This window comes from Bradyrhizobium sp. BRP23 (assembly GCF_020194135.1).
Taxonomy (GTDB): Bacteria; Pseudomonadota; Alphaproteobacteria; order Rhizobiales; family Xanthobacteraceae; genus Bradyrhizobium; species Bradyrhizobium yuanmingense.
In genome coordinates, this window is sequence record NZ_JADYVW010000001.1 from 495277 (window position 1) to 521321 (window position 26045).

A 26045-nucleotide genomic window follows, 5' to 3' on the forward strand; every position below is an offset into this window, starting at 1 on the left:
GAATCCATTTCACAGCGAACGATGCGGCTCGATGGATTCCGGGCCTGCGCCTACGGCGCATCCCGGAATGACCCAAAGCTAATCCGCAAAATTCGGCGCGCGCTTTTCCAGATTGGCGCGCACGGCCTCGGTCTGGTTGGGGCTGCCGATCAGCTTCTGCTGCTCGACGGATTCGGCGAGCAGCGCCGGGCCCGGATCGACCGAGAGATTGTTCAGCATCCGCTTGGCCGCGCGGATCGCATCGGGGCTTTTCCCTGCGATCTCGCGCGCGACATCAAGCGCCGCAGCGCGCGGATCGTCGCAGATGCGCGTGGCGAGGCCGTAAGCCAGCGCCTCCTGCGCCGAGAAGATCCGTCCGGTGTAGGTGAGATCGCGCAGGATGTCATCGCGCACCAGCGAGGCCAGGATCGGCGTGCCAGCCATGTCGGGCACGAGGCCCCATTTGATCTCCATGATCGACATGCGCGCATCCGAGCTGAGAAAGCGCATGTCGGCGCCGAGCGAGAGCTGGAAGCCGCCGCCGAAGGCGACGCCGTGCACGGCCGCGATCACAGGCATCGGTAGCTGGCGCCAGCCCCACACTGCTTGTTGCGCGAAGTTGGCCTTGCCATATGTGCGCACCGTGAGATCGCGATTTTCGCCACCCGGAATTCCGTTGCCACCCTTCTCCTTCATGGCGGCAAAACGCCCCATGTCCAGCCCGGCGCAGAAGGCGCGGCCTTCGCCCGAGAGCACGACGGCGCGCACGCCCTTCTCCTTCGACAGCCGGTCGGTTGCGGCGACGAGGGCCTCGAACATGGGCTGATCCAGCGCGTTCATCTTGTCGGCGCGCACCAGGCGCACATCGGCGACGCCTTCCGAGATCGAGATCGAGACGCGATCTTCCATGGACGAATTCTCCCCTAGTTCTTGCCTGTTCTTGTTCAGTGCCGCTTTACAGGACGCCGGCGGCCGGATTTAGTCAATCGACCAATTAACTGACAATCCCTACGGGGGAAACAGCCATGTTCAAGGAAAATCTTCTGGCCGGCCGGCGCATTCTCGTGACCGGCGGCGGCACCGGTCTCGGCAAATCGATGGCGGCGCGCTTTCTCCAGCTCGGCGCCGAGGTGCACATTTGCGGTCGGCGCAAGATCGTGTGCGACGAGACCGCAACCGAGCTGATGGATCTGTATGGCGGCCGCGTCACCAGCCACGGCGTCGACATCCGCAACGCGCTTGCGGTCGAGGAGATGATCGAGAGCATCTTCCGCGATGGCCCCCTCACCGACCTCATCAACAATGCCGCGGGCAATTTCATCTCTCGGACCGAGGAGCTCTCGCCGCGCGGCTTCGATGCGGTCGCCAACATCGTCATGCACGGCACGTTCTACGTGACACATGCGGTCGGCAAGCGCTGGATCGCCTTGAAGCAGCCCGGCAACGTCGTCTCGATCACCACGACCTGGGTGCGCAACGGCTCGCCTTACGTGGTGCCATCGGCGATGAGCAAGTCGGCGATCCACGCCATGACGATGTCGCTTGCCACAGAATGGGGACGACACGGCATCCGCCTCAACACCATCGCCCCGGGCGAAATCCCGACCGAGGGCATGAGCAAGCGCATCAAGCCCGGTGACGAAGCCGGCGCGCGCACCAGGGCGATGAACCCGATGGGCCGGGTCGGCACCATGGAGGAACTGCAGAACGTCGCGGTATTCCTGATCTCCGGCGGCTGCGACTGGATCAACGGCGAGACCATCGCCATGGACGGCGCCCAGGCGCTCGCCATGGGCGGCAACTTCTACCAGCTCCGCGACTGGAGCGACGACGACTGGAAGACCGCGCGCGAGAGCATCATGGCTCAGAACGAGAAGGACCGCGCGAAGCGGGGGTGACGGCGCATTGCAAATGCGCGGACGTGTAAGGGGCTGACGTTTTCACCACGCCCCCAGTTGTCGTCCCCGCCTAGTGCGCAAAGCGCAAGGGGGCGGGGACCCATAACTACAGGGAGCAGTCGTGGCGCGAGACAGGTAACTGCGTGTCTTCGCCAAACAACTTCCTGTGGCTATGGGTCCGGATCTGCGCGCGCTTGAGGCGCGCGCTTGTCCGGGACGACAGCGGAGCCCATCTTGTCTTCACCGGCGGATGACGCCACACTCCCGGGCATAAAAACAAACGCCTGCGGGAGAAACATGTCCACACAGAAACTGGCGAACCTCGCCGACATGGTGCGCGAGCGTGCGAAGAGCCGCGACAGCGCCATCGCCTATGAATTCGAGGGCCGCACCACGAGCTTCGCCGAGTTCGACATCAAGACCAACAAGGTCGCGAACGCGCTCCTCGCAATGGGCGTGAAGAAGGGCGACCGCATCGCCTATCTCGGCAAGAACAGCGACATCTATTTCGAGCTCCTGATGGGTGCGATGAAGGCTGGCGTCGTGATGGCGCCGGTGAACTGGCGGCTGGCAGGGCCCGAGGTCGCCTTCATCGTCTCGGATTGCAGGGCGCCGGTGCTGTTCGTCGGGCCGGAGTTCATCACTCAAGTGCGCCAGATCCGGGAGCAGATACCAAGCGTGCGCACCGTCATCACCACCGAGGGCGGCGCGCCGGAATGGCCGGATTTTACGGCATGGCGCGATGCGCAGAGCGGCGATGATCCGAAGGTGCCGATCGACACCACGGACATCGCGATCCAGCTCTACACGTCGGGCACGACGGGCAAGCCGAAGGGCGCGATGTTGTCGCATGCCAACTTCCTCAACCTGGTGCAATCCGGCAATGCCGAGGACAAGCCGGAGTGGAACCGGTGGTCGACCGACGATGTCTCGCTGGTGGCGATGCCGATCTTTCACATCGGCGGTTCGGGGTGGGGCGTCATGGGGCTCTATCACGGCGCCCGCGGCGTGATCGCGCGCGAGTTCGACCCGACCAAGGTTTTGGATTTCTTCGAGCAGTCGGGCATCACAAAACTGTTCATGGTGCCGGCGGCGATGCAGTTCGTGGTGCGGCAGCCACGCGCCAGGACGGTCGACTTCTCGCGGCTGAAATACATGCTGTACGGCGCCTCGCCGATTCCCGCAGCGCTGCTGAAGGAATGCATCGAGGTCTTCAAATGCGGCTTCGTGCAGATGTACGGCATGACCGAGACCACCGGCACCATCGTCGCGCTGCCGCCGGAGGATCACGTCGAGGGGCTGGAGCGGATGCGCTCGGCCGGCAAGGCGCTGCCGGGCGTCGAGATCGCGATCCTGGATCCGGACGGCAAGCCGCTGCCGCCGCGGCAGGTCGGCGAAATCGCGACGCGCTCGGGCTCCAACATGGCCGGCTACTGGAACCTGCCGGAGGCGACCGCATCCACGCTGCGCAGCGACGGCTGGCTGCGCACCGGCGATGCCGGCTACATGGACGAGGACGGCTATCTCTACATCCATGACCGCATCAAGGACATGATCATCTCCGGCGGCGAGAACATCTATCCGGCCGAGGTCGAGAGCGCTCTGTGCGACCACCCCGATGTCGCCGAAGCCGCCGTGATCGGCGTGCCTGACGACAAATGGGGCGAAGCCGTGAAGGCGATCGTGGTGATGAAGCCGGGCAAGCAGGCGACTGCCACCGAGATCATCAACTTCACCCGGACGCGCATCGCCGGCTACAAGACGCCGAAGAGCGTGGAATTCCTGCCTGCGCTGCCGAGGAATCCGTCAGGCAAGATCCTGCGGCGGCAGCTGCGCGAGCCGTATTGGGCGGGGAAGGATCGGCGGGTGAATTGATCCGCGGTGCCGTAGGGTGGGTTAGCCGTAGGCGTAACCCACCTCTTTGCAATCCACGCGGATTGCGCTGGTGGGTTACGCCCTGCGATCGCGCTTCGCGCAATCGCAGCGCTAACCCACCCTACGATAGCAGTGCGAGCCTCTAATGCTTCCCCGGCCCCATATAGCCGAATAAGAACCCCGCCACTTTCCGCATCTGGATCTCCTCGCTGCCTTCGGTGATCCGATAACGGCGATGGTGGCGATAGATGTGCTCGAACGGCTTGTGGCGTGAATAGCCCATGCCGCCATGGACCTGCATAGCGCGGTCGGCGGATTCGCAGCAGAGGCGGTTTGCCCAGTAGTTGCACATCGAGACCCGGTCGGACAGGGTGCGCTCGATTTGCTCCTCGTCGAGCTGGTCCATTTCCCAGGCGGTCTTACGGATCAGGAGGCGCAGCATCTCCGCTTGCGTGGCGAGCTCGACCAGCGGGAACTGGATCGCCTGGTTCTCGGCCAGCGCCTTGCCGAACGGTTTGCGCTCACGCGCGTATTTCACACTCTCGTTGATGCAGTAGACCGCGGCGCCGAGCGAGCTTGCCGCTTGCCGGATACGGTTCTGGTGGACGAAGCATTGCGCCAGCGACAGTCCGCGGCCGACCTCGCCGAACAGCGCATCCTCCGGCACGAAGACGTCGGTGAAGCTGACACGCGGATGGTCGGTCGGCATGTTGAAGGTCCACATGTACTCCTCGACCCTGACGCCGGGACTCTTGGCCGGCACTAGGAAGCAGGTGATGCCGCGGGCGTCGCCATCGTTGCCGCTGGTGCGCGCGAACAGCGCGCAGTGCGTGGCGACATGCATGCCTGTCGTCCACATCTTCTCGCCGTTGATGATCCAGCCCTTGACGTTGTCGCGCGTGGCTGCCACCGCGCGCGTCTCCATGTGGGTGGCATCCGATCCGTGATGCGGCTCGGTCAGGCCAAAGGTGATGCGGTACTTGCCCCTGATCGAGCCGTCGATCATCGCCTTCTGGTCGTCGCGGCCGTAGCGGTCGAGCATGGTGACGACGGGGAAGTTGCCGACGATCGAATGCTCGTTCTGGAGGTCGTTGTGCAGGCCGAGACCCTTTGCGGCAAAATGCTCACGGATCACGGCCATCCAGAGGTTGGAGCCGTCCTTGCCGCCATATTGCTTCGGCACAGGAAAGCGCAAATGCCCGGCGGCATCCGCGAGGTCCTTGGCCTTGCGCAACAGCGCCTCCCATTCGTGGCGCGGGAGGCCGCCATTCTCGAAATCGGTCCGCGCCCATTCGCGGCGATGGTCGAAGAAGCGGATGTTGTCGTCGGCCCGTTCCAGCGGCTTGATCTCGCGTTCGATGAAACGGTCGAGCTCTCCGAGATAGGCGACGAGATCGGCAGGCAATGAGAAATCCACAGGTTCTCTCCCGGATTGATTTTATCGTTTTGCGTTAAGGCGCTGGGCGCATTCTTGCTTGGTGCGATTAAGGTGAGAAGAGCGCGTGCAAGTCAAGCAAGCCGAGATGTGAGGAGCGCAAGGCGCGCCCGCGCAATTCGATGGTGCTCTGGCGCACCCGCACGGTAGTATGGGGCCAATATTCCTTCGAAAGAAAATCCGGGAGCGCGCGATGGAGCTGAAATTCTCAAAGGTGGAACGCAAGGGGCCGATCACGATCGTGACGCTGTCGCGGCCCGAGGTCTACAACGCGCTGCACACCGATGCGCATTTCGAGCTTCAGAAGGTGTTTGACGATTTCTCCGGAGATCCCGAGCAGTGGATCGCAATCGTCACCGGCGCCGGCGACAAGGCGTTCTGCGCCGGCAACGATTTGAAGTGGCAGGCGGCGGGCGGAAAGCGCGGCTGGGACAAGGGCGGCTTTGCCGGCCTGACCTCGCGCTTCGACTGCGACAAGCCGATCATCGCCGCGGTGAACGGCGTCGCGATGGGCGGCGGCTTCGAGATTGCGCTCGCCTGCGACCTCATCATCGCCGCGGAGAACGCGACCTTTGCCCTGCCCGAGCCGCGCGTCGGCCTTGCCGCGCTCGCCGGCGGTCTGCACCGGCTGCCGCGGCAGATCGGGCTGAAGCGCGCCATGGGCATGATCCTCACCGCGCGCCATGTCAGCGCCAAGGAAGGTCTCGAGCTCGGTTTCGTCAACGAGGTGGTGCCGCAGGGCGAGGCGCTCGCGGCCGCGCTGCGCTGGGCCGAGATGATCGCCAAGAATTCGCCGATGTCGATCCGGGCCTCGAAGCAGGCGATTCAGAAGGGGCTTGGCGTGTCGCTGGAGCAGGCGATCGCGGAGCAACGCGATTATCCGGCCGTGCAGGCGATGGTCGCCTCGCAGGATTACATCGAGGGCCCGAAGGCATTTTCCGAGAAGCGGCCGCCGAAATGGGTGGGGAAGTAGGAAACGGGTCTCCCCACTCGTCATTCCGGAGCGCGCCGACAGGCGCGAGCCCGGAATCCATTGAGCGACAGAACGTGCGGATGAATGGATTCCAGGTTCGTCGCTTCGCGACGCCCCGGAATGACGGCGGAGAGAGGAGCGCCCCCTCTCTCAACACTGTCATTGCGAGCGTAGCGAAGCAATCCAGGCTGCCCAGCAGAGACAGTCTGGATTGCTTCGTCGCAAGGGCTCCTCGCAATGACGGGGAGAGAGCTATCCGCCCCGCCCCAGCTCGCGCTTGTAGGACGCGTAGTTCGGCTGATCCACCGCGAGCTTGTCCATCGTGGTCGCCCAGAGATGCTCGGCGAGACCGGGGGTCGCGAGATCGACTTCTCCCCTGGCGATGCGCTCGGCGAGCACGCGGTTGAGTTCGGCGATTGAGCCATCCAGGCCGAGCAGCGCGCGCAGGCGCTCCACCTCCTTCGCATCGCTTCCCTCCTCCCGCGTCAGCTGCCGCGTGACGAGGTCGAGGATGTTGATGGCGACGCGCAGCTTGAAGGCTTGGTGGCCGGAGATCAGCGGCGTGATGTCGCTGCGGAGGAAATCGGCGACTGCCTTGGTCAGCTCGATCGGGGTCGGCTCGTCCTGCATGTGTCAGCTCCCGCGCGGCGCCAGAAGCCGCAACAGATCGATCTCGGTCTCGCTGGCGCGGCGGCCGATCATGGCGCGCTCCATGGAATGGTCGGGCCCCTCGCGAAAGCGCTGCATCATGCCGCCGCACATGATGCCCCAGCGCAGCGTGCCCATCACTTCCCAGAACTTGACGCGCTCAGGGTCGACCTTGCGGCCCGAAGCCTCGTAACCGGCGAACAATTCCTCGCGCGAGCCAAAGCCGCCGACGGGCTTGTCGATCTCGCCGAAGCGCCAGGAGTTCACGCAGACCCAGCCGAGGTCCTCCATGGGATCGCCGAGATGGGCGAGTTCCCAGTCGAGCACGGCGCGAACGCCATCCGCGCCGATGATGAGATTGCCGTTGCGGAAATCGCCGTGCACCAGCGTGGTCTCGACTGAGGGACCCGGATCGTGATCGCGGAGCCAACGCAGCGCCAGCTCGAACACGGGCTTGGGCCAGTTCAGGCTGCGATAGTCGCGCTCGAACTCGGCGATCTCCTGGGTCGCGCCCCTGCTGCGCAACGCAGGCAATTTGTCCTGCGGCAGCCGATGCAGACCTGCGAGAATGCCGCCAATCTGCCGCGCCAGACGCGGCCGCGCCGCCGCATACTCTTGATCGCGAAGAATCTTGCGCGCGATGGTCTCGCCCTCGACGCGCTGCATGATGAAGCCGGTGCCGAGATCGTCCTCCGGCACCAGCACATGCAGGACGCGGGGCGACGGCACGCCGGCCTCATAGGCGAGCTGCATCAACTGCGCTTCCGCGGCAAGACCGGCCGCGCGGGTCGGCGCGGCGCCATAGCCCTTTGGTGAGCGCCGCAGGATCGCGCCGATCGGCCCGTCGGGATGGGAGATGTCGAAGCGCCAGGTTTCCTGGCTGGCGCCGCCGGAGAGCTTTGCCGCACAGGTCGCGCCGGTCGCCCCTTTGCACCAGCGCTGGACGCTGCGTGAAAGCGCCGCCTCGATCATTTGCCCTTGAACTGCGCGGGCCGCTTCTCGAGGAAGGCGCCGACGCCCTCGCGGAAATCCTCGGTGTCGCCGGCGCGGAGCTGGCACTGGAATTCCAGATTGAGCTGATCCTCGAAAGAATTTTCCGGGCTGTCCCAATAGAGCTTGCGGATCAGCGACAGCGCCACGGTCGGCCCGCTGGCGAGATCGCGCGCCAGCTTCATCGCTTCCTCCATCAAGACGCCGTCATCATAGACGCGGTTGACAAGGCCCCATTCTAGCGCCTTCTCGGCCGGCAGGCGCTCGCCCATCAACGACAATTCGATCGAGCGCGCGCGGCCGACGAGGCGCGGCAACAGCCAGGTCGAGCCGCAATCCGGCACGAGCCCGATGCGACGGAAGGCTTGGAGGAAGTAAGAGGACCGCGCGCACAAGATCATGTCGCCGAGCAGCGCGAAGCTCATGCCTGCGCCGGCGGCCGGGCCATTGACCGCGGTGACGATCGGGCAATGCAGATTGCGGATGCGGCGCAGGAAGGGGTGGAAGCCGGTCTCCAGCGTCAGGCCGGCCTTGGTCTTCTTCGACTGGTTGTTGCGGCCCTGCAGATTGGCACCCGTGCAGAACGCCCGCCCCGCTCCGGTCAGCACCACGCAGCGTACCTCGTCCTTTTTCTCCTCGATCGCATCGAGCGCCTCGGAGAGGCCGCCCAGCATGTCCACGGAGACCGCGTTCATCACCTCTTGATGGTCGAGCTTGAGGATCGCTACCGCGCCATCGAAGTCGAGCGTGACGTGTTTGAACTGCATGATGTCCTCGTCAGTTGCGGCCCGCGCCAGTTTCGCATGCCGGAATTCGTTTTGCCGGGGCGCATATTTGATTTTTGGCGCGGTCTTGTCCATGGTGATCGGAGCATAGCAAGCAATCTTGTGCGCAGCGGCTGAGAGGCCGCAGACCCAAGAAACAGGAAACGCGCCATGAACCTCTTCGACCTCTCCGGCCGCGTCGCCGTGATCACCGGTGGCAATGGCGGCATCGGGCTCGGCATCGCACAGGCGCTCGCGGGCCAGGGCTGCAACGTCTCGATCTGGGGCCGCAACGCTGACAAGAACAAGGCCGCCGCTGCGAGCATGGCCGGCGCTCCCGGCAAGGTCGAGAGCCGCGTCTGCGACGTCACCGATCCGGCCTCGGTCAATGCCGCGATGAAGGCGACGCTCGATTCCTTCGGCCGGGTCGACGGCTGCTTCGCCAATGCCGGCATCGGCGGCGGCGGCCGGCGCGCCTTCATCGAGCGCACCGAGGAGGAATGGCGCACGATGTTCGCGACCAATTTGGACGGCGTGTTCCACGCCTTTCAGGCCGCCGCGAAGCACATGACCGAGCGCGCCAATGCCGGCGATCCCTTCGGCCGGCTGGTTGCGACCTCGAGCCTCGCCTCGATCTTCGGCACCGCGCGCAACGAGCATTATGCCGCGACCAAGGCCGCCATCAACGCGCTGGTGCGCGCGCTCGGCGTCGAGCTGGCACGTCACGGCGTCACCGCCAATGCGATCCTGCCGGGCTGGATCAAGAGCGACATGACCGCAGGGCTCATGGCGAACGACAAGTTCGTAGCCAACGTGATGCCGCGGATTCCGATGCGGCGCTTCGGCGAAGCCTCCGATTTCGGCGGCATCGCGGTGTATCTGATGAGCAAGGCGTCGTCGTATCACACCGCGGATACGTTCGTGATCGACGGCGGCTATACCGCGTTTTGATTCTCGTAGCCCGGATGGAGCGCAGCGAATCCGGGACGGCCAAAAGCAAGCAGACCCGGATTTCGCTCTGCTCCATCCGGGCTACAACACTGAGGGAACGGGCAAATGTTTTCACACGTCATGATCGGTACCAACGACCTGGACAAGGCCAAGGCGTTCTACGACCAACTGCTCGGCACGCTCGAGGTGCGGCCGGCCAGGGTCGACGGCCACCGCATCTTCTACATCACCAAGACCGGAGTGTTCTCGGTATCGAAGCCGATCAACGGCGAGCCGGCGACCTGCGCCAACGGCGGCACGATCGGCTTTGCCGCCAATTCGCCGGAACAGGTCGATGCGTGGCACGCGGCGGGCGTTGCAGCCGGCGCAAAATCGATCGAGGATCCGCCCGGCATTCGCCAGGGCCCGGGCGGCAAGCTCTATCTGGCCTACCTGCGCGATCTCGATGGCAACAAGATCTGCGCGATGCATCGGATGGCGAACTAGCCACATCCACTGCTGTCATTCCCCGCGAAGGCGGGGAATCCAGTACGCTGCAGCTACTCTGTTCAATCACTGCCGTCTCGGAGTACTGGATCGCCCGCCCCAGTGCGCAAGTGCGCACAAGGCGGGCGATGATGGCGGAGAGCGTGGCGCGAGCGTGCCCAGCGCGTCGCTCCCATTCAAACAACATTTCAAACGGCCTTGCGATATTCCATCGCATGGCATGGCCTCACGCGTGAAAATGCGCCCTCGCACTTTGCCGACGCTGCGACTATTCTTGCGCACAACACATTCTAGCGATCCCGGGAGGACCAATGACAAAACACACCTACATTCCCCGCACCACCAACTACACGCTCAATCCCGGCGACGAGCTCAACGACTTGCGGATGTCGGACCAGGTCCGGCCGCTTTACGATCACGTCAAGAAGTTCATCCGCGATACCGTCGAGCCGATGTCGATCGAGTTCGCCAAGGCCGGCGAAGGCAAGGAAGATCGCTGGAGTTTTACGCCGAAGCAGCTCGAGGTGCTGGAGAAGGCCAAGAACAAGGCCAAGCAGGAAGGCCTCTGGAACTTCTTCCTGCCCGATGACGAGACCGGCCAGGGCCTGAAAAATCTCGACTACGCCTATATCGCGGCAGAGCTCGGCAAGAGTCCGCTGGCCTCGGAGACCATGAACTGCTCGGCGCCCGACACCGGCAACATGGAAGTGCTGGAACGGGTCGGCACCAAGGAGCAGAAGGAGAAATGGCTGAAGCCGCTGCTCAACGGCGAGATCCGTTCGGCCTATGTCATGACCGAGCCGAACGTCGCCTCCTCCGACGCCAAGAACATCTCGACGACCGCAAAACTCGTGGGCGACGAATGGGTGATCAACGGCGAGAAGTACTACATCTCGGGTCTCGGCGATCCCCGTTGCAAGATCCTCATCGTGATGGTGAAGACCAATCCGGACGCGGCGCCGAGCAAGCAGCAGTCGCAGATCCTGGTGCCGCGCGACACGCCCGGCGTCGAGGTGCTCGGTCCCATGTACGTGTTCGGCCAGGACCACGCCCCGCGCGGCCACATGCACATGCGCTTCAACAATGTGCGCGTGCCGAAGGAGAACATCCTGCTCGGCGAAGGCCGTGGCTTCGAGATCTCGCAGCTCCGCCTCGGCCCCGGCCGCATCCATCACTGCATGCGCACCATCGGCAAGGCCGAGAAGGCGCTCGACCTGATGGTGCAGCGTGGCCTCACCCGTGAGGCCTTTGGCAAGAAGATCGCCCATCTCGGCGGCAACATGCAGATCATCGCGCAGGCGCGCTGCGAGATCGAGGCGATGCGGCTGATGGTGCTGAAAGCGGCGAAGGCAATGGACGTGCTCGGCAACAAGGAGGCTCGCGTCTGGGTCTCCATGGTCAAGGCCATGGTGCCCGAGCGCGCCTGCAAGATCATCGATCAGGCCATCCAGATGCACGGCGCCACCGGCATCTCGCACTGGACCCCGCTCGCCGAGATGTATCAGGACGTGCGGCACCTGCGCTTCGCCGACGGTCCGGACGAGGTGCACTGGATGGTGGTGGGCCGCCACGAGCTGAGCATGGCGTGAGCCGCTCTCTTGGCGCGCGTCGGCCTCTCCCCGCCCACGGGGAGAGGCGCAGAAAGAAACGGAGCCACCATGGACTACGCCGCCAGCGAGCTGACGCCACGCGAGCGCTACAAGGTGCTGACGTCCTTCATTCTGCCGCGGCCGATCGCGTGGGTGACCACGCTCGGGCCGACCGGCGTGGTCAACGCCGCCCCGTTCAGCTTCTTCAACGCCTTCTGCGAGGATCCGCCGCTCTGCATGTTCGCGGCCAACCGCAAGCCGAACGGCGAGGACAAGGACACGTTTCTCAACATCCAGCGCACCGGTGAATTCGTGGTCAATCTCACGGACGAGCCGCTGGCGCGGGCGATGCACGAGTCCAGCGGCGATTTTCCGCCTGAGATCAGCGAACCCGACTATCTCGGGCTAAAGCTCGCGCCCTCGGCGAAGATCGCCGTGCCCCGGCTGGCCGACACGCCCTGGGCCATGGAGTGCAAGCTCTGGAAGCTGATCGACGTCAACGACGATCGTCGCCTGATCATGGGCGAAGGCCTCCACTTCCACATCCGCGACGAGCTCTGGGACGACAAGGCGATGCGGGTGCACATGGACCGCTATCACCCAATCGGCCGCATGTTCGCCGACCGTTACTGCCGCACCGATGACCGCGTGGTGTTTCCGGCGGCGGAGGGCATGAAGAAATAGGCCGCAGCAACGGTGCGCTCCCTCGCCCCATGGGGCCGCGACGAGCTTGGCTCGCGCTGAGAGGGTTGGAGTGAGGGGCTTTCTCCACGCGCGAGACTGTCGAGGGACCTGTACCCCCTCACCCGAATTCGATCTGCGATCGAATTCGACTTCTCCCCACTTGCGGGGAGAGGTGATGAACCCGTTAGCTACGTCGCGGGCACGAGCTTGTCCTGGGTCTTGGTCTCGAAGTCGCTCGCGTCGTGGCGCTCGTGGAGCTGGCTGGCGGGATCGCCGGAGACCCGGTTGACCATGCGGCCGCGCTTCACGGCGGGGCGCTGCGCAATCTGGTCGGTCCAGCGCTGCACGTTCTTGTAGTCCTGCACCGACAGAAATTCGCCGGCGCCATAGACGAGCCCCTTGGCGAGCGCGCCATACCAGGGCCACACCGCCATGTCGGCGATGGTGTAGTCCTTGCCCGCGAGATATTCGTTGTCAGCGAGACGCCGGTCGAGCACGTCGAGCTGGCGCTTGGTCTCCATTGCGAAACGGTCGATGGCGTATTCGATCTTGGTCGGCGCATAGGCGTAGAAGTGGCCGAAGCCGCCGCCGAGATAGGGCGCACTGCCCATTTGCCAGAACAGCCAGGACATCGCCTCGGTGCGGGCCTTGACGTCCTTCGGCAGGAAGGCGCCGAACTTCTCGGCGAGGTAGAACAGGATCGAGCCTGACTCGAACACCCGGACAGGCTCGGGGCCGGAGCGATCCATCAGCGCCGGGATCTTGGAATTTGGATTGATGTCGACGAAGCCGCTGCCGAACTGATCGCCATTGCCAATCTTGATCAGCCAGGCGTCATATTCGGCGCCCTTGTGGCCGAGCGCCAGGAGCTCCTCCAGCATCACGGTGACCTTGACCCCGTTCGGCGTCGCCAGCGAGTAGAGCTGAAGCGGATGCTTGCCGACTGGCAGCTCCTTGTCGTGGGTGGGCCCGGCAATCGGGCGGTTGATGTTGGCGAATTGCCCGCCGTTCTCCTTGTTCCAGGTCCAGACTTTGGGCGGCACGTAAGGGGCGTCGGTCATGCGGGGCTCCGGGCAAAAAGGATGCGTCTGCATTAATTAACCCGCAAACGGCCGATGACAAGGGCGCCGCAATGCATTGCCGGATGGGACAACTCTGCGTTTTGTCATGGCAGCCCCTCCCCTCCGTCATTCCCGGGTGCCCGCAGGGCCTGCGGCCCGCGGATAGAGCGCGACGTCTGCACACAAGATGCCTCGCCAGATCCGGCATGTCATCGATCGGCTAGCGTCACTTTGCTTTGCCAGCGAAAGCAACGAGAATGCGAAGCCTGCCGCCGGGAGAGAGCCATGAAATCGCCGATCTGCGACATGCTGGGGATCGAATTCCCGCTGCTCGCCTTCAGCCATTGTCGCGACGTCGTTGCCGCCGTCAGCCGCGCCGGCGGCTTCGGCGTGCTGGGCGCGACCGTGCATACGCCGGACACGCTCGAGCGTGAGCTGAAATGGATCGATGATCACGTCGATGGCAAGCGTTACGGCATCGACGTGCTCATCCCGGAAAACATCTCGACGGCCGGCGAGAAGGACGTCACCTGGAAGAGCCTGGAAGCGCGCGTGCCGCAGGAGCACCGCAACTACACGCGCGATCTCCTGAAGAAGTACGACATCGAGCTGACCACCACCGAGGTCGCGGACAACCAGCCGCAGCCGTTCGACGGCAAGACCGCGCTTCAGCTGCTCGAGGTCTCCTTCAATCATCCGATCCGCCTGATCGCCAATGCGCTGGGCGTGCCGCCGAAGGCGATGATCGAGATGGGCAAGAAGCACGGCGTGCCGGTTGCAGCGCTGGTCGGCGCCAAGGAGCACGCGCTGCGCCAGGTCGCGGCCGGCGTCGATATTCTCGTCGTGCAGGGCACCGAGGCCGGCGGCCATTGCGGCGAGGTCTCGACCATGGTGCTGGTGCCGGAGGTGATCAAGGCGATCAAGACTATCCGAGACGTGCCGGTGCTGGCAGCCGGCGGCATCATGACGGGACGGCAGATGGCGGCCTGCATGGCGATGGGCGCGGCCGGCGTCTGGACCGGCTCGGTGTGGCTGGCCACGGTCGAGTCCGAGACAAGCGAGATCTTTCGCGAGAAGATGATCGCGGCATCCTCGCGCGATGCGGTGCGCTCGAAGGGCCGCACCGGCAAGCCGGCCCGGCAGCTCCGCTCAGTCTGGACCGACGCCTGGGACCGCGCGCCGGATAGCCCGGGCGCGCTGCCGATGCCGTTGCAAAGCATCATTAGCCGCGACGCCTTCCATTCGATCGACCGAGCCGCCGCAAGCGGCAACGCCAAGGCGCGCGATCTCGTCAGCTATTTCGTCGGCCAGGGCGTCGGCCTGATCGACAGCGTCAAGTCGGCGGGTGCGGTGGTACAGGAGTTCAAGCAGGATTTCGCCGAAGCCGTCGAGCACATGAATGCGCTGGTGGCGGAGTGACGATCCCACTTGTCATTGCGAGCGCAGCGAAGCAATCCAGACTGCCTCCGCGGAAAGATCCTGGATTGCTTCGCTGCGCTCGCAATGACGAACAACTGACATCGTGAACTGAAGCAAGAAGAAATGACCAATATCCCCGAAGACCGCATCCCCGTCATCGTCGGCATCGGCGAGATCGTCGATCGCCCCAAGGAGATCGCCGAGGGTCTCGAACCGCTCGACCTGCTCGAACAGGCGCTGCGGCGCGCCGAACAAGACGCCGGCGCAAAACTGCTGGGCGAGGTGCAATCGCTCGACGTCGTCAATTTCCTGAGCTGGCGCTATCGCGATCCGGAGCAGCTTTTGGCTCAGCGCCTCGGCATCTCGCCCGCGCATTGCTATTACGGCCCAGTCGGCGGCGAGAGCCCGATCCGCTACATCCACGAGGCGGCCAAGCGCATCGCGCGCGGCGAGTGCAGCGTGGCGGCGGTGTGCGGCGCGGAAGCGCAATCGAGCGCTACCAAGGCGGAGCGCGCCGGCGTCAAGCTGCCGTGGACGCCGTTCGCCCATGACGTCGAGGAGCCGAAGCGCGGCGCGGCGTTCCAGAAGCCGCTGGCGGTGAAGCTCGGCGTGTTTCGACCTGTGACCGTCTATCCATTCTATGAAGCGGCCTCCTCCGCGCATTGGGGTCAGACGCCACGCGAAGCCATGGCGGAGTCAGGCACGCTGTGGTCGCGCTATTCGGAAGCCGCCGCGGAGAACCCGAACGCCTGGCTGAAGCGGCGCTACACGCCGGAGGAGATTACGACGCCGACCGCGGACAATCGCCTGATCGCCTGGCCCTACAACAAGCTGATGGTGGCGAACCCCAGCGTCAACATGGGCGGTGCGCTGCTGCTCACCAGTCTCGCCAAGGCACGCGCAGCCGGGATCGCCGAAGACAAACTGGTCTACCCGCTCGGCGGCGCCTCCGCGGAAGAGCCGCGTGACTATCTGCTGCGCGACCAGTTTTACGAGAGCCACCCGCAGAACGCCGTGCTGAAAGCGGCGATGGACCTCGCCGGCGGCGACGGCAAGTCCTTCGACGCGATCGAGCTCTACAGTTGCTTCCCCTGCGTGCCCAAAATGGCGCGGCGGACACTGGGCTTAGGTGCCGACGTGCAGCCGACCGTGACGGGCGGCCTCACCTTCTTCGGCGCGCCGCTCAACACCTACATGACGCATGCCGCCTGCGCTATGGTGCGGCGGCTGCGCGACGGCGCCAAGCTCGGCCTGCTCTATGGCCAGGGCGGCTTCGTCACCAAGCACCACGCGCTGGTGGTGTCGAAGACGGCGCCGCGCGAGGCGCTGGTGCAGGAAACGAGCGTGCAGGCCGATGCGGACCGCAACAAGCGCGCGGTGCCGGAGTTCGTCGCGGAGGCCACTGGCAAGGGCACGGTCGAGAGCTTCACCGTGCTTTACGGCCGCGGCGGCAATATCGAGCATGGCGTCGTGATGCTGCGGACAGAGGACGATCGCCGCACGCTGGCGCGGGTCCCGGCGAGCGACGGCGCGACGCTGGCGCAGCTGCTCGCCATGGATCGCACCCCGGTCGGCTCGTTCGGCGAAATCGCTATGGCAGAAGATAACGTGCCCGAGTGGCGGGTGGCGTGATCTCGTAGGGTGGGCAAAGCGAAGCGTGCCCACGGCCTTCGTGTGATCCGGAAAGAATGGTGGGCACGGCGCAAGAGCGCCTTTGCCCACCCTACGAGATCTCAGCCCTTCGGCGCCTGTTTTTTCCGACGCGGTCGAGAGTCAGGCGGCGCGAACCGAGTTCAGGAACTTGCCGACCTCGAGCTTGAGGCGGTTGGAATCGCGGGACAGCATCTGGGCCGCCGACAGCACCTGCGTGGACGCTGATCCCGTCTCCGAGGCGCCGCGCTGCACGTCGCCGACGTTGGACGAGACCTGCTGGGTGCCCAGGGCGGCCTGCTGCACGTTGCGGGCGATCTCCTGGGTCGCTGCGCCCTGCTGCTGCACGGCCGTCGCGATGGCCGAAGCGATCTCCGACAGACGCGCGATGGTGCCGCTGATCTCCCCGATGGCGCTGACCGAATCCTGCGTCGCCGCCTGGATGCCGCCGACCTGCTGGCCGATCTCGCCGGTGGCCTTGGCCGTCTGCTCGGCGAGCGCCTTGACCTCGGAGGCCACCACCGCGAAGCCGCGGCCGGCTTCGCCAGCCCGCGCCGCCTCGATGGTAGCGTTGAGTGCCAGGAGGTTGGTCTGGCCGGCAATCGCATTGATGAGCTCGACGACATCGCCGATCCGCGCCGCAGCCCGCGACAGCTCGCTAACACGCTCGGTGGTGGCATGCGCCTGGCTGACCGCCGCGCTCGCGATCCGGGAGGAATCCTGCACCTGCCGCCCGATCTCGCGCACCGAGGACGACATCTCCTCGGCAGCCGAAGCCACCGAATGGACATTGCTGGAGGCGGCCTCCGAGCCGGACGCGACCACCGTGGCCAGCTCCTGCGCCCGGCCCGCGGTCGAGGACAGGGTCGAGGCCGATGCCTCGAGCTCGGTCGCGGCGGCCGATACGGTCTCGACGATTTCCCCGATCGCCGCCTCGAAACCGTCGGCAAGCTTGGTCATGTCGGCCTTGCGCTGCGCCTCGGCGCGGCGCTGCACCGCCTGCACCTCGTCGCGGCTGAAACGGACGATGGTCTGCACGGTCTGAAGGTTGCGCAGCGCCTCGCCGATCTCGTCGTCGCGCTCGATCACGATGCGATTGTCAAGCTTGTCCTGCACGAGGTTGACCAGCGTGTCGTTGAGCTGCCGCATCGGTCCCTGAATAGCACGCATGGTCGCAAGGCCTGCGAAGCCGACGATAGCCGCACCGGCGACAGCCAGCAGCGACAGGATCAGGCTGGTCGAACCGCCGGTGGCGACCGCGCCACCGATGCCGAGCGCGAGCATGAACAGCGACTGCAGCACCATCATCGTGATCAGGCGCGCCTTCAGCGTCCCGGTAAAGATGCTGAAGTGGTCGAGCCAGGAGCGGCGGCGGATGATGCCGGCGTCGATGCGATAGCCATGCGGCTTCTTCTCGCCGATGGCGGCATAGACCTCTTCGGCGAGCTTGCGCTGGTCGGCCGGCAGCTTGGTGCGGATCGACGTATAGCCCTTGACCTCGCCGTTCTCGCGGATCGGAGAAGCCGTCGCCAGCACCCAATAGAAGTCACCGTTCTTGCGGCGGTTCTTGACTGCGCCGAGCCAGGGCTTGCCGGCTTTCAGCGTGTTCCAGAGATTGTCGAATGCTTCCGGCGGCATGTCCGGGTGACGAACGATATTGTGCGGCTGGCCCATCAGTTCCGCGGACGTGAAGCCAGCGGCCGCGAGGAAGTCCTCGTTGAAGTAGGTGAGCTTGCCCTTCAGATCGGTCCGCGAAACGATCAACGTCTCATCACTGACCGGATATTCAACGGTGGTGACGGGAAGATTTTTGCGCATCAGAGCCCCCAAACAATGCGGTATGCGTTCATTCCAGGACAGGACGGCCGCTGCTCGAGGCGCCTTCCGCCGATTCTCGTGAATCGAATTTAACTATCCATGAAACGGGCACCCCGTATGTTTACGGTCGGCTCCCCATGATCCTACCGCCAGACGACATCACGCTACGCAGAAAAAAAAGAGCGGCGCTTTTGGCGCCGCTCCCGGTTTGATCTATCCTTCGGCCGCGCCTTACGCGGCGCGGACGTTGGTCAGGAACTTGCTGACCTCGCTCTTCAGCCGGCTCGAATCGTTCGACAACATCTGCGCCGCCGACAGCACCTGCGAGGAGGCCGTGCCGGTCTCGGTTGCGCCGCGCTGCACGTCGGTGATGTTGGACGACACCTGCTGGGTGCCCTGCGCCGCCTGCTGCACGTTGCGGGCAATCTCCTGCGTCGCGGCGCCCTGCTCTTCCACCGCAGCGGCGATGGCCGACGAGATCTCCGACAGGCGCTCGATGGTCGAGGAGATCTCCTTGATGGCGCCGACGGAATCGTTGGTCGCCGCCTGGATACCGGAGATCTGCTGGCCGATCTCGCCGGTCGCCTTCGCGGTCTGCTCGGCGAGCGCCTTCACCTCGGAGGCGACGACGGCAAAACCGCGGCCGGCTTCGCCTGCGCGCGCCGCCTCGATGGTGGCGTTCAGCGCCAGCAGGTTGGTCTGGCCGGCGATGGTGTTGATCAACTCGACGACGTCGCCGATGCGCGCGGCGGCCTTGGACAATTCGCTGACGCGCTCGGTGGTGGCACGGGCCTGACCGACTGCATCGCCCGCCATCCGCGCCGATTCCTGCACCTGGCGGCTGATCTCGCCGACCGACGAGGCCATCTCCTCGGTCGCCGAGGCCACCGACTGCACGTTGGTGGAGGCTTCCTCCGAAGCGCCGGCCACCGTGGTCGCGAGCTTCTGGGACCGCTCGGCCGTACCTGTGAGGGTGGTGGCCGATGCTTCCAGCTGGGTCGATGCCGACGACACTGTTCCGATGATCTGGCCGACGGCGCTCTCGAAGTCGTCGGCGAGCCTGACCATGTCGCGTTTGCGCTGCTCGGCATTGCGACGCTCGGTTTCAGCCTGTTCCGCCTTCAGCCGCTCAACCTCGATGGCATTGGTCTTGAACACCTGGACCGCCTGAGCCATCTCACCGATCTCGTCCTTGCGTTCGATACCCGATACGATCACCGAGGTGTCCCCATTCGCGAGAACACCCATCTCGGTCGTGATGCGCTGGATCGGGCGGGTGACCGCGAAGGCGACGCCGAAGGCGCCCACGAGCGAGAGCAGCAGGGTGACGAGGCCTCCGATCAGCATGGCCATGGTGGCGCTGGACGAGGCGGCGTCGGAGGCAGCCGCCCGCACTGACAACAGCGACCGCTCTTCCCTGTCCATTTCCTGGACGACGGCGCGGAGGCCATCCATCGACTTCTTGCCGGCTCCGGAAGCCTCGAGCTCACGCGCCTTCGCCTGGGTTGCCGGATCCTTCATCAGCGCGATTTCGCGCTGCGCGACGTTGGTTGCCCAGTCGTTGGCAAGCGCCTTGACCTGCTCGAGTCGCTTCTGCTGCGTGGCGTTGTCCGAGGTCAGGCTGCCGACTTTGGCCGCCGCAGTCTGAAATTGTTTCAGCCCGGCTTCGTAAGGAGCGAGAAAGCCGGCATCGCCAGACACGAGATAGCCGCGAACGCCGGTTTCCTGATTGACCATCGCACCGACAAGCTCGGAAAGCTGCTCCAGCACCTGATAGGTATGCACTGTCATCTTCGCCGTGGAATTCATTACGCTCAGCGAGTTGTAGATGGCTGCGGTGCTGCCGGCGACGACGAGACAGATCGCCGCGAATACGGCGGAAACCTTAATGGAAATACGAAGGTTGTTGATCCAAGACATTAAATCCTCCCCAATGCTGACGGTCGGGAGTTGCTGGTCCGGACCGGCTCCGATCGTGCTACGACTTCCGCCACGATCTTACCGTCGCTCAGGATTGTTAGGTTTAACGACGCTACGCAGTAGTACGGAGCTTTCGCTGAAGAGTACGTCGCAATTCTACGGGCATATCGACAGCGCAACGCGCGCAGGAAAAACTATGAGCGGCGCCGATGGCGCCGCCCTTGCTTGTGGAACCCACGTCTGTCTACGCGGCGCGGACGTTGGTCAGGAACTTGCTGACCTCGTTCTTCAGCCGGCCCGAATCATTCGACAGCATCTGCGCCGCGGACAGCACCTGCGAGGAGGCCGTGCCGGTCTCGGTCGCGCCGCGCTGCACGTCCGTGATGTTGGACGACACCTGCTGGGTGCCATGCGCCGCCTGCTGCACGTTGCGGGCAATCTCCTGCGTCGCGGCGCCCTGCTCTTCCACCGCAGCGGCGATGGCCGACGAGATCTCCGACAGGCGCTCGATGGTCGAGGAGATCTCCTTGATGGCGCCGACGGAATCGTTGGTCGCCGCCTGGATACCGGAGATCTGCTGGCCGATCTCGCCGGTCGCCTTCGCGGTCTGCTCGGCGAGCGCCTTCACCTCGGAGGCGACGACGGCAAAACCGCGGCCGGCTTCGCCTGCGCGCGCCGCCTCGATGGTGGCGTTCAGCGCCAGCAGGTTGGTCTGGCCGGCGATGGTGTTGATCAACTCGACGACGTCGCCGATGCGCGCGGCGGCCTTGGACAATTCGCTGACGCGCTCGGTGGTGGCACGGGCCTGACCGACTGCATCGCCCGCCATCCGCGCCGATTCCTGCACCTGGCGGCTGATCTCGCCGACCGACGAGGCCATCTCCTCGGTCGCCGAGGCCACCGACTGCACGTTGGTGGAGGCTTCCTCCGAAGCGCCGGCCACCGTGGTCGCGAGCCGCTGCGAGCGGTCGGCGGTCGCGGTCAAGGTCGAGGCGGAGGCCTCTAACTGGGTCGAGGCCGATGACACGGTCTGGACGATCTCGCCGATCATCGTTTCGAATTCGCGGGTGATGTCGTCGACGCGGCGGCCGCGCTCGATCTTGGCTTCGGCGTCGGCCGCGGCGGCTTCGTCGGCGGCCTTCTTGGCGATCAACGCCTCCTTGAAGATCTGGAGCACGTCGGCCATGGCGCCGATCTCGGTCTTCTCGCCGCGATGCGGGACTTCGGCGGAGAGGTCGCCTCGGCCCAGGGCCTGCATCGGCAGGGTGATCGAGTTGATGCCGCTAGAGACGTCGCGGACGAGATAGAAGCTGACGGCGATGCCGATGACGATAGCAGCGCCGAGAATGGCCGAGACCAGCATGAAGGCGTAGGCGTAACTGTCGGCGGCGTCCTGGGCGGCCTGTTCTCCGCCTTTGGTGTTGAGCTCGATGTCCTTGGTCAGGACCTCGTCTGCCTGAAGACCGAGCTTGTTGACGGTCTTCGTATTCAGCTCCCGGGCCTCGTGTGGGATCTTGCCGGCTTCCTTGCGCGAGAGCGCCATCACCTCTTCGGTGCCCCTCTTGTAATCGTCCCAGAGCTTTGCCCATTGGGTGTAGAGCGCCCTCTCCTCCGGCGAGGTGATCATCGGCTCGTAGCGGCTGCGGTATTTGGCAAGCGCCTCGAGCACCGTCACGGCCGTCTTTTCGTTGGCGAGCTTCTCGTCCAGCGTGTCGGAAAGCATGTGCTGGCGGACCACGTTGCGATAGGTGATGACGCTCGCCCGAAGCTCGCCCAGCACCCGCACGCTGGGCATCCAATTCATCGTGATGTCGACCGTGTTGGCGTTCATCGACCGCATTTTCATGATGGCGAGCAGGCCCATGCCGGCCATCGCGACGAGCAGGAATGCCACGACACTGATGATCTTGGCGCGGATGGAAATATTGGCGAACATAATCGGATCTCGTTGTGCTGGCGCGGATGCGCGTCGAAGCTCTAAGAATCAACCAAAGAGGAGCTGCGGCGACATCTGAGCGCAGAGCACCTGCGCAAATGTTAACTGCGGCTCCGTACGAGTACCGAAGCCGAAAGAAATGAACGATGGACTAAGGAGGCTCTGCGCTCAGCGCATGAGCCTAAGCGCGTCGGAGAAGAAGTCCGGACCGCCAAAGTTTCCAGATTTCAAAGCGAGCAACATCTCGCCGGAGCTTGCACCGACCGCGCGCAGCACCGGGACTCCCGCCGCGATTTCTACTCCTACGAGAAATCCAGGAATTTTCAACCGATCGACCACGGCGCCGGATGTCTCGCCACCGGCGACGATCAAGCGACGGACGCCGGCCTGCACCAGACCCTCGGCGATGCCGGCCATGGCCTGCTCGATGGCGTGGCCTGCGGCATCGCGGCCATGGCGTGCCTGCACGGCCGCAACGGCGTCCGGCGTCGCGCTCGAAGCGATCAGCACCGGACCTTGCGCAAGCCGCGGCCTCGCCCAGTCCAGCGCACGCTGCGCTTCAGCGGCGCCCGCGACGATCCGCTCCGGATCGAGATGAAGCACCGGCATGATGCGTTCGGCGCTGGCGATCTGCTGAAGCGTCGCCTGCGAGCAGCTGCCGGCAAGGCATGCCGCCAGGCCGCCGACGGCCGCGCCGGTTTCGCCGCTCGGCGCCGGCTTCACCTTACCCGTCGACACCAGCGCGCGCGCAAGCCCGAGGCCCATGCCGGACGCGCCGACCGACAGAAGATGTTCAGCGGCGACGAGACCGATGGTCTCGAGGTCGCGGTCGAACACGGCGTCGATGATCGCAGCACCGATGCCCCTGGCGGCGAGCTCGGCCAGCCGTGCCCGCACGGCCTCCGCACCGCGCGCGACGGTGGCGAGATCGACGAGGCCGATCTGCGTGCTGCTCTGGCGCGCCAGCACGCGCACCAGGTTGGAATCATGCATCGGGTTGAGCGGATGGTCCTTTAGCGGGCTCTCGCTGAGCGGCACGGCGCCGACGAACAGATTGCCCTGATAGACGGTGCGCCCGGTCTCCGGAAAGGCAGGCGTCACCAGCACGGCTCCCTCGTCGCAATCGGCGCGCAGCGCATCCATGACCGGACCGATATTGCCGGCGTCGGTGGAATCGAAGGTCGAGCAGATCTTGAACAGCACGTGGCCCACGCCGCGGCCGCGCAGCCATGTTTCAGCGGCGCGCGAGCGCGACACCGCGAGGCCGGCTTCGATCGAGCGGCTCTTCAGTGACACCACGACGGCATCGACCTCGGGCAGCGCGAGATCGTCGGCGGGCACGCCGATGGTCTGGACGGTGCGCAGGCCGGCGCGCGTCAGCGTGTTGGCGAGATCGGAGGCGCCGGTGTAATCGTCGGCGATGCAGCCTAACGCTGGGGTCACGGCTTCACTCCCGCATAGGGCTTGAACCAGGCGAGGCCATCGGTGGTCTTGCCGCGCGGATTGTATTCGCAGCCGACAAAGCCGGCATAGCCGAGCCGGTCGAGCTCATCGAACAGGAACGGATAGTTCAGCTCCTCGCCATCGGGCTCGTTGCGCGAGGGAATGCTCGCGATCTGGATGTGGCCGATGATCGGCATCATCTCGCGCAGCCGCATCGTGACGTCGCCATGGATGATCTGGCAGTGATAGATGTCGAACTGGAGCTTCAGGTTCGCAAGCCTCAGCTCCTGGATCAGATCCCGCGCAAAGCCGAAATCGTTGAGGAAGTAGCCGGGCACGTTGCGCGCATTGATCGGCTCGATCACGATGTCGATGCCGTGCGGCGCGAAGAACTCGGCGGCCCAGGCCACCGATTTGTAGAAGGCCTCGATCGCGACGCGCTCGCCGCGATTGGCGATGCCGGCCATCAGGTGCAGGCGCTTGACGCCCGTCGCCTTGGCATAAGGCAGCGCCGTCTCCAGGCTCGCCTTGAGATCGGAAAAGCGCGATGGCAGCGCCGCAAAGCCCTTCTCGCCGGCGTTCCAGTCGCCCGGCGGCAGGTTGAACAGCGCCTGGGTCAGGCCGTTGCGCTTGAGCCGTTCGCCGACGGCCTCGGCGGCATGCTCGTACGGAAACAGGAATTCCACCGCGGTGAAGCCCGCTTGCGCGGCGGCGTCGAAGCGGTCGAGGAACGGCACCTCGGTGAACATCATCGAGAGATTGGCGGCGAAACGGGGCATTGGAGATCCTCTGTTACTTGTCGCCGGGCAGCTTGACGCCGGTGACCTGCGCATACATGCGCGCGACCGATGCGTCGTCGTCGCGGCCCATGCCGGCGGCCGATGTCATCAGGAACATCTGGAGCGCGGCGGCGGAGACCGGCACGGGGAATCGGGCCGTGCGCGCCATGTCCTGGATGATGCCGAGGTCCTTGACGAAGATCTCCACCGCGCTTCGCGGCGTGTAGTCGCCGTCGAGCACATGCGGCATGCGGTTCTCGAACATCCAGGAATTACCGGCCGAGGCCGTGATCACCTCGTAGACCTTGCGGATGTCGAGGCCCTGCTTGGCTGCGAACGCCATGGCTTCGCTGGCGGCGGCGATGTGAACGCCGGCGAGCAGCTGATTGATCATCTTGAACGCAGCGCCCTGCCCGGCGGCATCGCCGAGCTCGTAGAGCTTTGCAGCCATGGCATCGAGCGCCGGCCGCGCCTTGGCAAAGGCGGCCGAGCTGCCGGAGGCAAGAATCGTCAATTCGCCTTGCGCGGCGCGCTGCGCCCCGCCGGAGATCGGCGCATCCAGATAGTGCCGGCCGGTCGCCTCCAGCTGCTTGGCAAGACGGCGCGCCACGTCGGGATCCATCGTCGCCGAGGAGACGAACACGCTGTCCTTGGGCATGGTCTCGGCGGCGCCATCCTTGCCGAACAGGATGGTTTCGGTCTGCGCGGCATTGACCACCACGCTGACAACGATGTCTGCGTCCTTGGCCGCTTCGGCCGGCGTCTTGGCCCCCGCGCCGCCGTCCTTCACGAAGCGCGCGACGGCATCCGCCGAGACGTCGCAGCCGGTCACGGCATGGCCAGCGCGCTTGAGCGAGGTCGCCATGCCAAATCCCATCGAGCCGAGCCCGACGACGGCGATACGCTGATTTCGTGAGGTGGAGGCGGACATATGCAACTGACCCTTGCGAGCGTTTCCCGGATGGCCGCCCTTTGCGGCAGCTTGGCAACCGAATAACACGGCTTGGCCGCGCTGCCAAAGCGTGAGACAAGCAAGCATGACGGCCATGAGCAATGAAACACGGCTGCGCGAGGACATCTGCCGCTTCGGACGGTCCCTGTTCGAGCGCGGGCTGACGCCGGGCTCCTCCGGCAATATCAGCGTCAAGATGGACGATGGCGGCTGGCTGGTGACGCCGACCAACGCCTCGCTCGGCTTCCTCGATCCCGCAAGACTATCACGGCTGGACCAGCAGGGCCGGCTGGTGTCGGGCGACGCGCCGACCAAGGAAGTTCCGCTGCACAATGCGCTCTACGACACGCGCGGCAGCGCGCGGGCCATCGTGCATCTGCACTCCACGCATTCGGTGGCGCTGTCGATGCTGCCCGAGATCGACCCGCGCGCCGCGCTGCCGCCGATGACGGCCTATTATTTGATGAAATGCGGCGCCACCGCGCTCGTGCCCTATTACCGCCCCGGCGATCCCGCGGTCGCGGATGCGATCAAGGGACTGGCGGGGAAATATTCATCCGTGCTGCTCGCCAATCACGGCCCGGTCGTCGCCGGCGACACGCTGGAGGCGGCGGTTTTCGCGACAGAGGAGCTTGAGGAGACGGCGAAGCTGTACCTGCTGCTGCGCGGGATGAACCCGCGGTATTTGTCGCCGGCGCAGGTGAAGGATCTGGTGAAGGTGTTCGAGGTGACGCTGCCGGAGCACCACGATCACGAGTAGGCACGATGCAAAGCAACCATGCTCACTTCAAGTCG

General features: G+C 65.0%; 22 protein-coding genes. 10 read left to right on the forward strand and 12 right to left on the reverse strand.

Features of this window, described 5'->3' with window-relative positions; all coding sequences use genetic code 11:
• Positions 1-78: 78 nt before the first annotated feature.
• Positions 79-888, reverse strand: a complete 810-nt coding sequence (locus I6F24_RS02250; protein ID WP_109144462.1) for a crotonase/enoyl-CoA hydratase family protein — start codon at positions 886-888, stop codon at positions 79-81.
• Between the two features lie 116 nt (positions 889-1004).
• Here I6F24_RS02250 and I6F24_RS02255 point away from each other — a divergent pair, with 116 nt between their 5' ends.
• Entirely contained in the window at positions 1005-1877 is an 873-nt protein-coding gene (locus I6F24_RS02255) for an SDR family oxidoreductase (protein ID WP_036023013.1), read from the forward strand.
• A gap of 297 nt (positions 1878-2174) precedes the next feature.
• The gene (locus tag I6F24_RS02260; RefSeq protein ID WP_225149910.1) at positions 2175-3752 is read left to right on the forward strand and encodes a fatty acid--CoA ligase; all 1578 of its coding nucleotides are present in this window, start codon (positions 2175-2177) and stop codon (positions 3750-3752) included.
• A gap of 142 nt (positions 3753-3894) precedes the next feature.
• Here the strand turns inward: I6F24_RS02260 and I6F24_RS02265 are convergent, their stop codons facing one another.
• Positions 3895-5169 carry an acyl-CoA dehydrogenase family protein gene (locus tag I6F24_RS02265; protein WP_036023009.1) on the reverse strand — a complete coding sequence of 425 codons (1275 nt, stop codon included), beginning with the start codon at positions 5167-5169 and terminating at the stop codon, positions 3895-3897.
• A 211-nt stretch (positions 5170-5380) separates the two neighbouring features.
• On the opposite strand from I6F24_RS02265, the gene I6F24_RS02270 reads away from it, so the two are divergent.
• Positions 5381-6160, forward strand: coding sequence for an enoyl-CoA hydratase-related protein (locus tag I6F24_RS02270; protein ID WP_036023008.1), 780 nt, complete (start codon positions 5381-5383; stop codon positions 6158-6160).
• A 252-nt stretch (positions 6161-6412) separates the two neighbouring features.
• Here I6F24_RS02270 and I6F24_RS02275 read toward each other — a convergent pair whose 3' ends face one another.
• From I6F24_RS02275 to I6F24_RS02285, 3 genes are read right to left on the reverse strand one after another with little or no spacing between them, the layout of a single operon-like run.
• Positions 6413-6790, reverse strand: coding sequence for a DUF6285 domain-containing protein (locus tag I6F24_RS02275; RefSeq protein WP_036023007.1), 378 nt, complete (start codon positions 6788-6790; stop codon positions 6413-6415).
• 3 nt (positions 6791-6793) lie between these two features.
• The gene (locus I6F24_RS02280; RefSeq protein ID WP_036023006.1) at positions 6794-7780 is read right to left on the reverse strand and encodes a phosphotransferase family protein; all 987 of its coding nucleotides are present in this window, start codon (positions 7778-7780) and stop codon (positions 6794-6796) included.
• Positions 7777-8565: an enoyl-CoA hydratase/isomerase gene (locus tag I6F24_RS02285; protein ID WP_036023010.1), complete on the reverse strand. Its 789-nt coding sequence runs from the start codon at positions 8563-8565 to the stop codon at positions 7777-7779. The genes I6F24_RS02280 and I6F24_RS02285 overlap by 4 nt, the downstream gene beginning before the upstream one ends.
• Before the next feature lie 168 nt (positions 8566-8733).
• Between I6F24_RS02285 and I6F24_RS02290 the strand changes: the two genes are divergently transcribed.
• The 4 genes from I6F24_RS02290 to I6F24_RS02305 all read left to right on the forward strand — a co-directional run bounded on the left by I6F24_RS02290 (position 8734) and on the right by I6F24_RS02305 (position 12272).
• Complete coding sequence (locus I6F24_RS02290) at positions 8734-9513, forward strand: SDR family oxidoreductase (RefSeq protein WP_036023005.1); 780 nt, start codon at positions 8734-8736, stop codon at positions 9511-9513.
• Positions 9514-9618: 105 nt separating this feature from the next.
• Positions 9619-9999 carry a VOC family protein gene (locus I6F24_RS02295; RefSeq protein ID WP_036023004.1) on the forward strand — a complete coding sequence of 127 codons (381 nt, stop codon included), beginning with the start codon at positions 9619-9621 and terminating at the stop codon, positions 9997-9999.
• A 311-nt stretch (positions 10000-10310) separates the two neighbouring features.
• The gene (locus I6F24_RS02300; RefSeq protein WP_036023003.1) at positions 10311-11588 is read left to right on the forward strand and encodes an acyl-CoA dehydrogenase family protein; all 1278 of its coding nucleotides are present in this window, start codon (positions 10311-10313) and stop codon (positions 11586-11588) included.
• 69 nt (positions 11589-11657) lie between these two features.
• Positions 11658-12272: a flavin reductase family protein gene (locus I6F24_RS02305; protein WP_036023002.1), complete on the forward strand. Its 615-nt coding sequence runs from the start codon at positions 11658-11660 to the stop codon at positions 12270-12272.
• Between the two features lie 188 nt (positions 12273-12460).
• On the opposite strand, the gene yghU is transcribed toward I6F24_RS02305, so the two are convergent.
• On the reverse strand, positions 12461-13333 hold the full coding sequence (gene yghU, locus I6F24_RS02310; protein ID WP_036023001.1) for a glutathione-dependent disulfide-bond oxidoreductase: 873 nt from the start codon (positions 13331-13333) through the stop codon (positions 12461-12463).
• 285 nt (positions 13334-13618) lie between these two features.
• Here yghU and I6F24_RS02315 point away from each other — a divergent pair, with 285 nt between their 5' ends.
• Positions 13619-14752: a nitronate monooxygenase gene (locus I6F24_RS02315; RefSeq protein WP_225149911.1), complete on the forward strand. Its 1134-nt coding sequence runs from the start codon at positions 13619-13621 to the stop codon at positions 14750-14752.
• 123 nt (positions 14753-14875) lie between these two features.
• Positions 14876-16384 (forward strand): acetyl-CoA acetyltransferase, encoded by a 1509-nt coding sequence (locus I6F24_RS02320; RefSeq protein WP_225149912.1) that lies wholly within the window; start codon positions 14876-14878, stop codon positions 16382-16384.
• A gap of 141 nt (positions 16385-16525) precedes the next feature.
• Here the strand turns inward: I6F24_RS02320 and I6F24_RS02325 are convergent, their stop codons facing one another.
• From I6F24_RS02325 to ltnD, 6 genes are all read right to left on the reverse strand, one after another.
• Entirely contained in the window at positions 16526-18220 is a 1695-nt protein-coding gene (locus I6F24_RS02325) for a methyl-accepting chemotaxis protein (RefSeq protein ID WP_225149913.1), read from the reverse strand.
• Between the two features lie 231 nt (positions 18221-18451).
• Complete coding sequence (locus tag I6F24_RS02330; protein WP_225149914.1) at positions 18452-20140, reverse strand: CHASE3 domain-containing protein; 1689 nt, start codon at positions 20138-20140, stop codon at positions 18452-18454.
• Positions 20141-20384: 244 nt separating this feature from the next.
• Positions 20385-22076 (reverse strand): methyl-accepting chemotaxis protein, encoded by a 1692-nt coding sequence (locus I6F24_RS02335; protein WP_074447503.1) that lies wholly within the window; start codon positions 22074-22076, stop codon positions 20385-20387.
• Between the two features lie 168 nt (positions 22077-22244).
• On the reverse strand, positions 22245-23519 hold the full coding sequence (gene otnK / locus I6F24_RS02340; RefSeq protein WP_036025695.1) for a 3-oxo-tetronate kinase: 1275 nt from the start codon (positions 23517-23519) through the stop codon (positions 22245-22247).
• The gene (otnI, locus tag I6F24_RS02345) at positions 23516-24298 is read right to left on the reverse strand and encodes a 2-oxo-tetronate isomerase (protein ID WP_036025697.1); all 783 of its coding nucleotides are present in this window, start codon (positions 24296-24298) and stop codon (positions 23516-23518) included. The genes otnK and otnI overlap by 4 nt, the downstream gene beginning before the upstream one ends.
• A 13-nt stretch (positions 24299-24311) precedes the next feature.
• Positions 24312-25229 (reverse strand): L-threonate dehydrogenase, encoded by a 918-nt coding sequence (ltnD, locus tag I6F24_RS02350; protein ID WP_225149915.1) that lies wholly within the window; start codon positions 25227-25229, stop codon positions 24312-24314.
• 106 nt (positions 25230-25335) lie between these two features.
• On the opposite strand from ltnD, the gene I6F24_RS02355 reads away from it, so the two are divergent.
• A complete protein-coding gene (locus tag I6F24_RS02355) occupies positions 25336-26010 on the forward strand; it encodes an aldolase (protein WP_225149916.1) in 675 nt (224 codons plus the stop codon).
• Positions 26011-26045 lie beyond the last annotated feature (35 nt).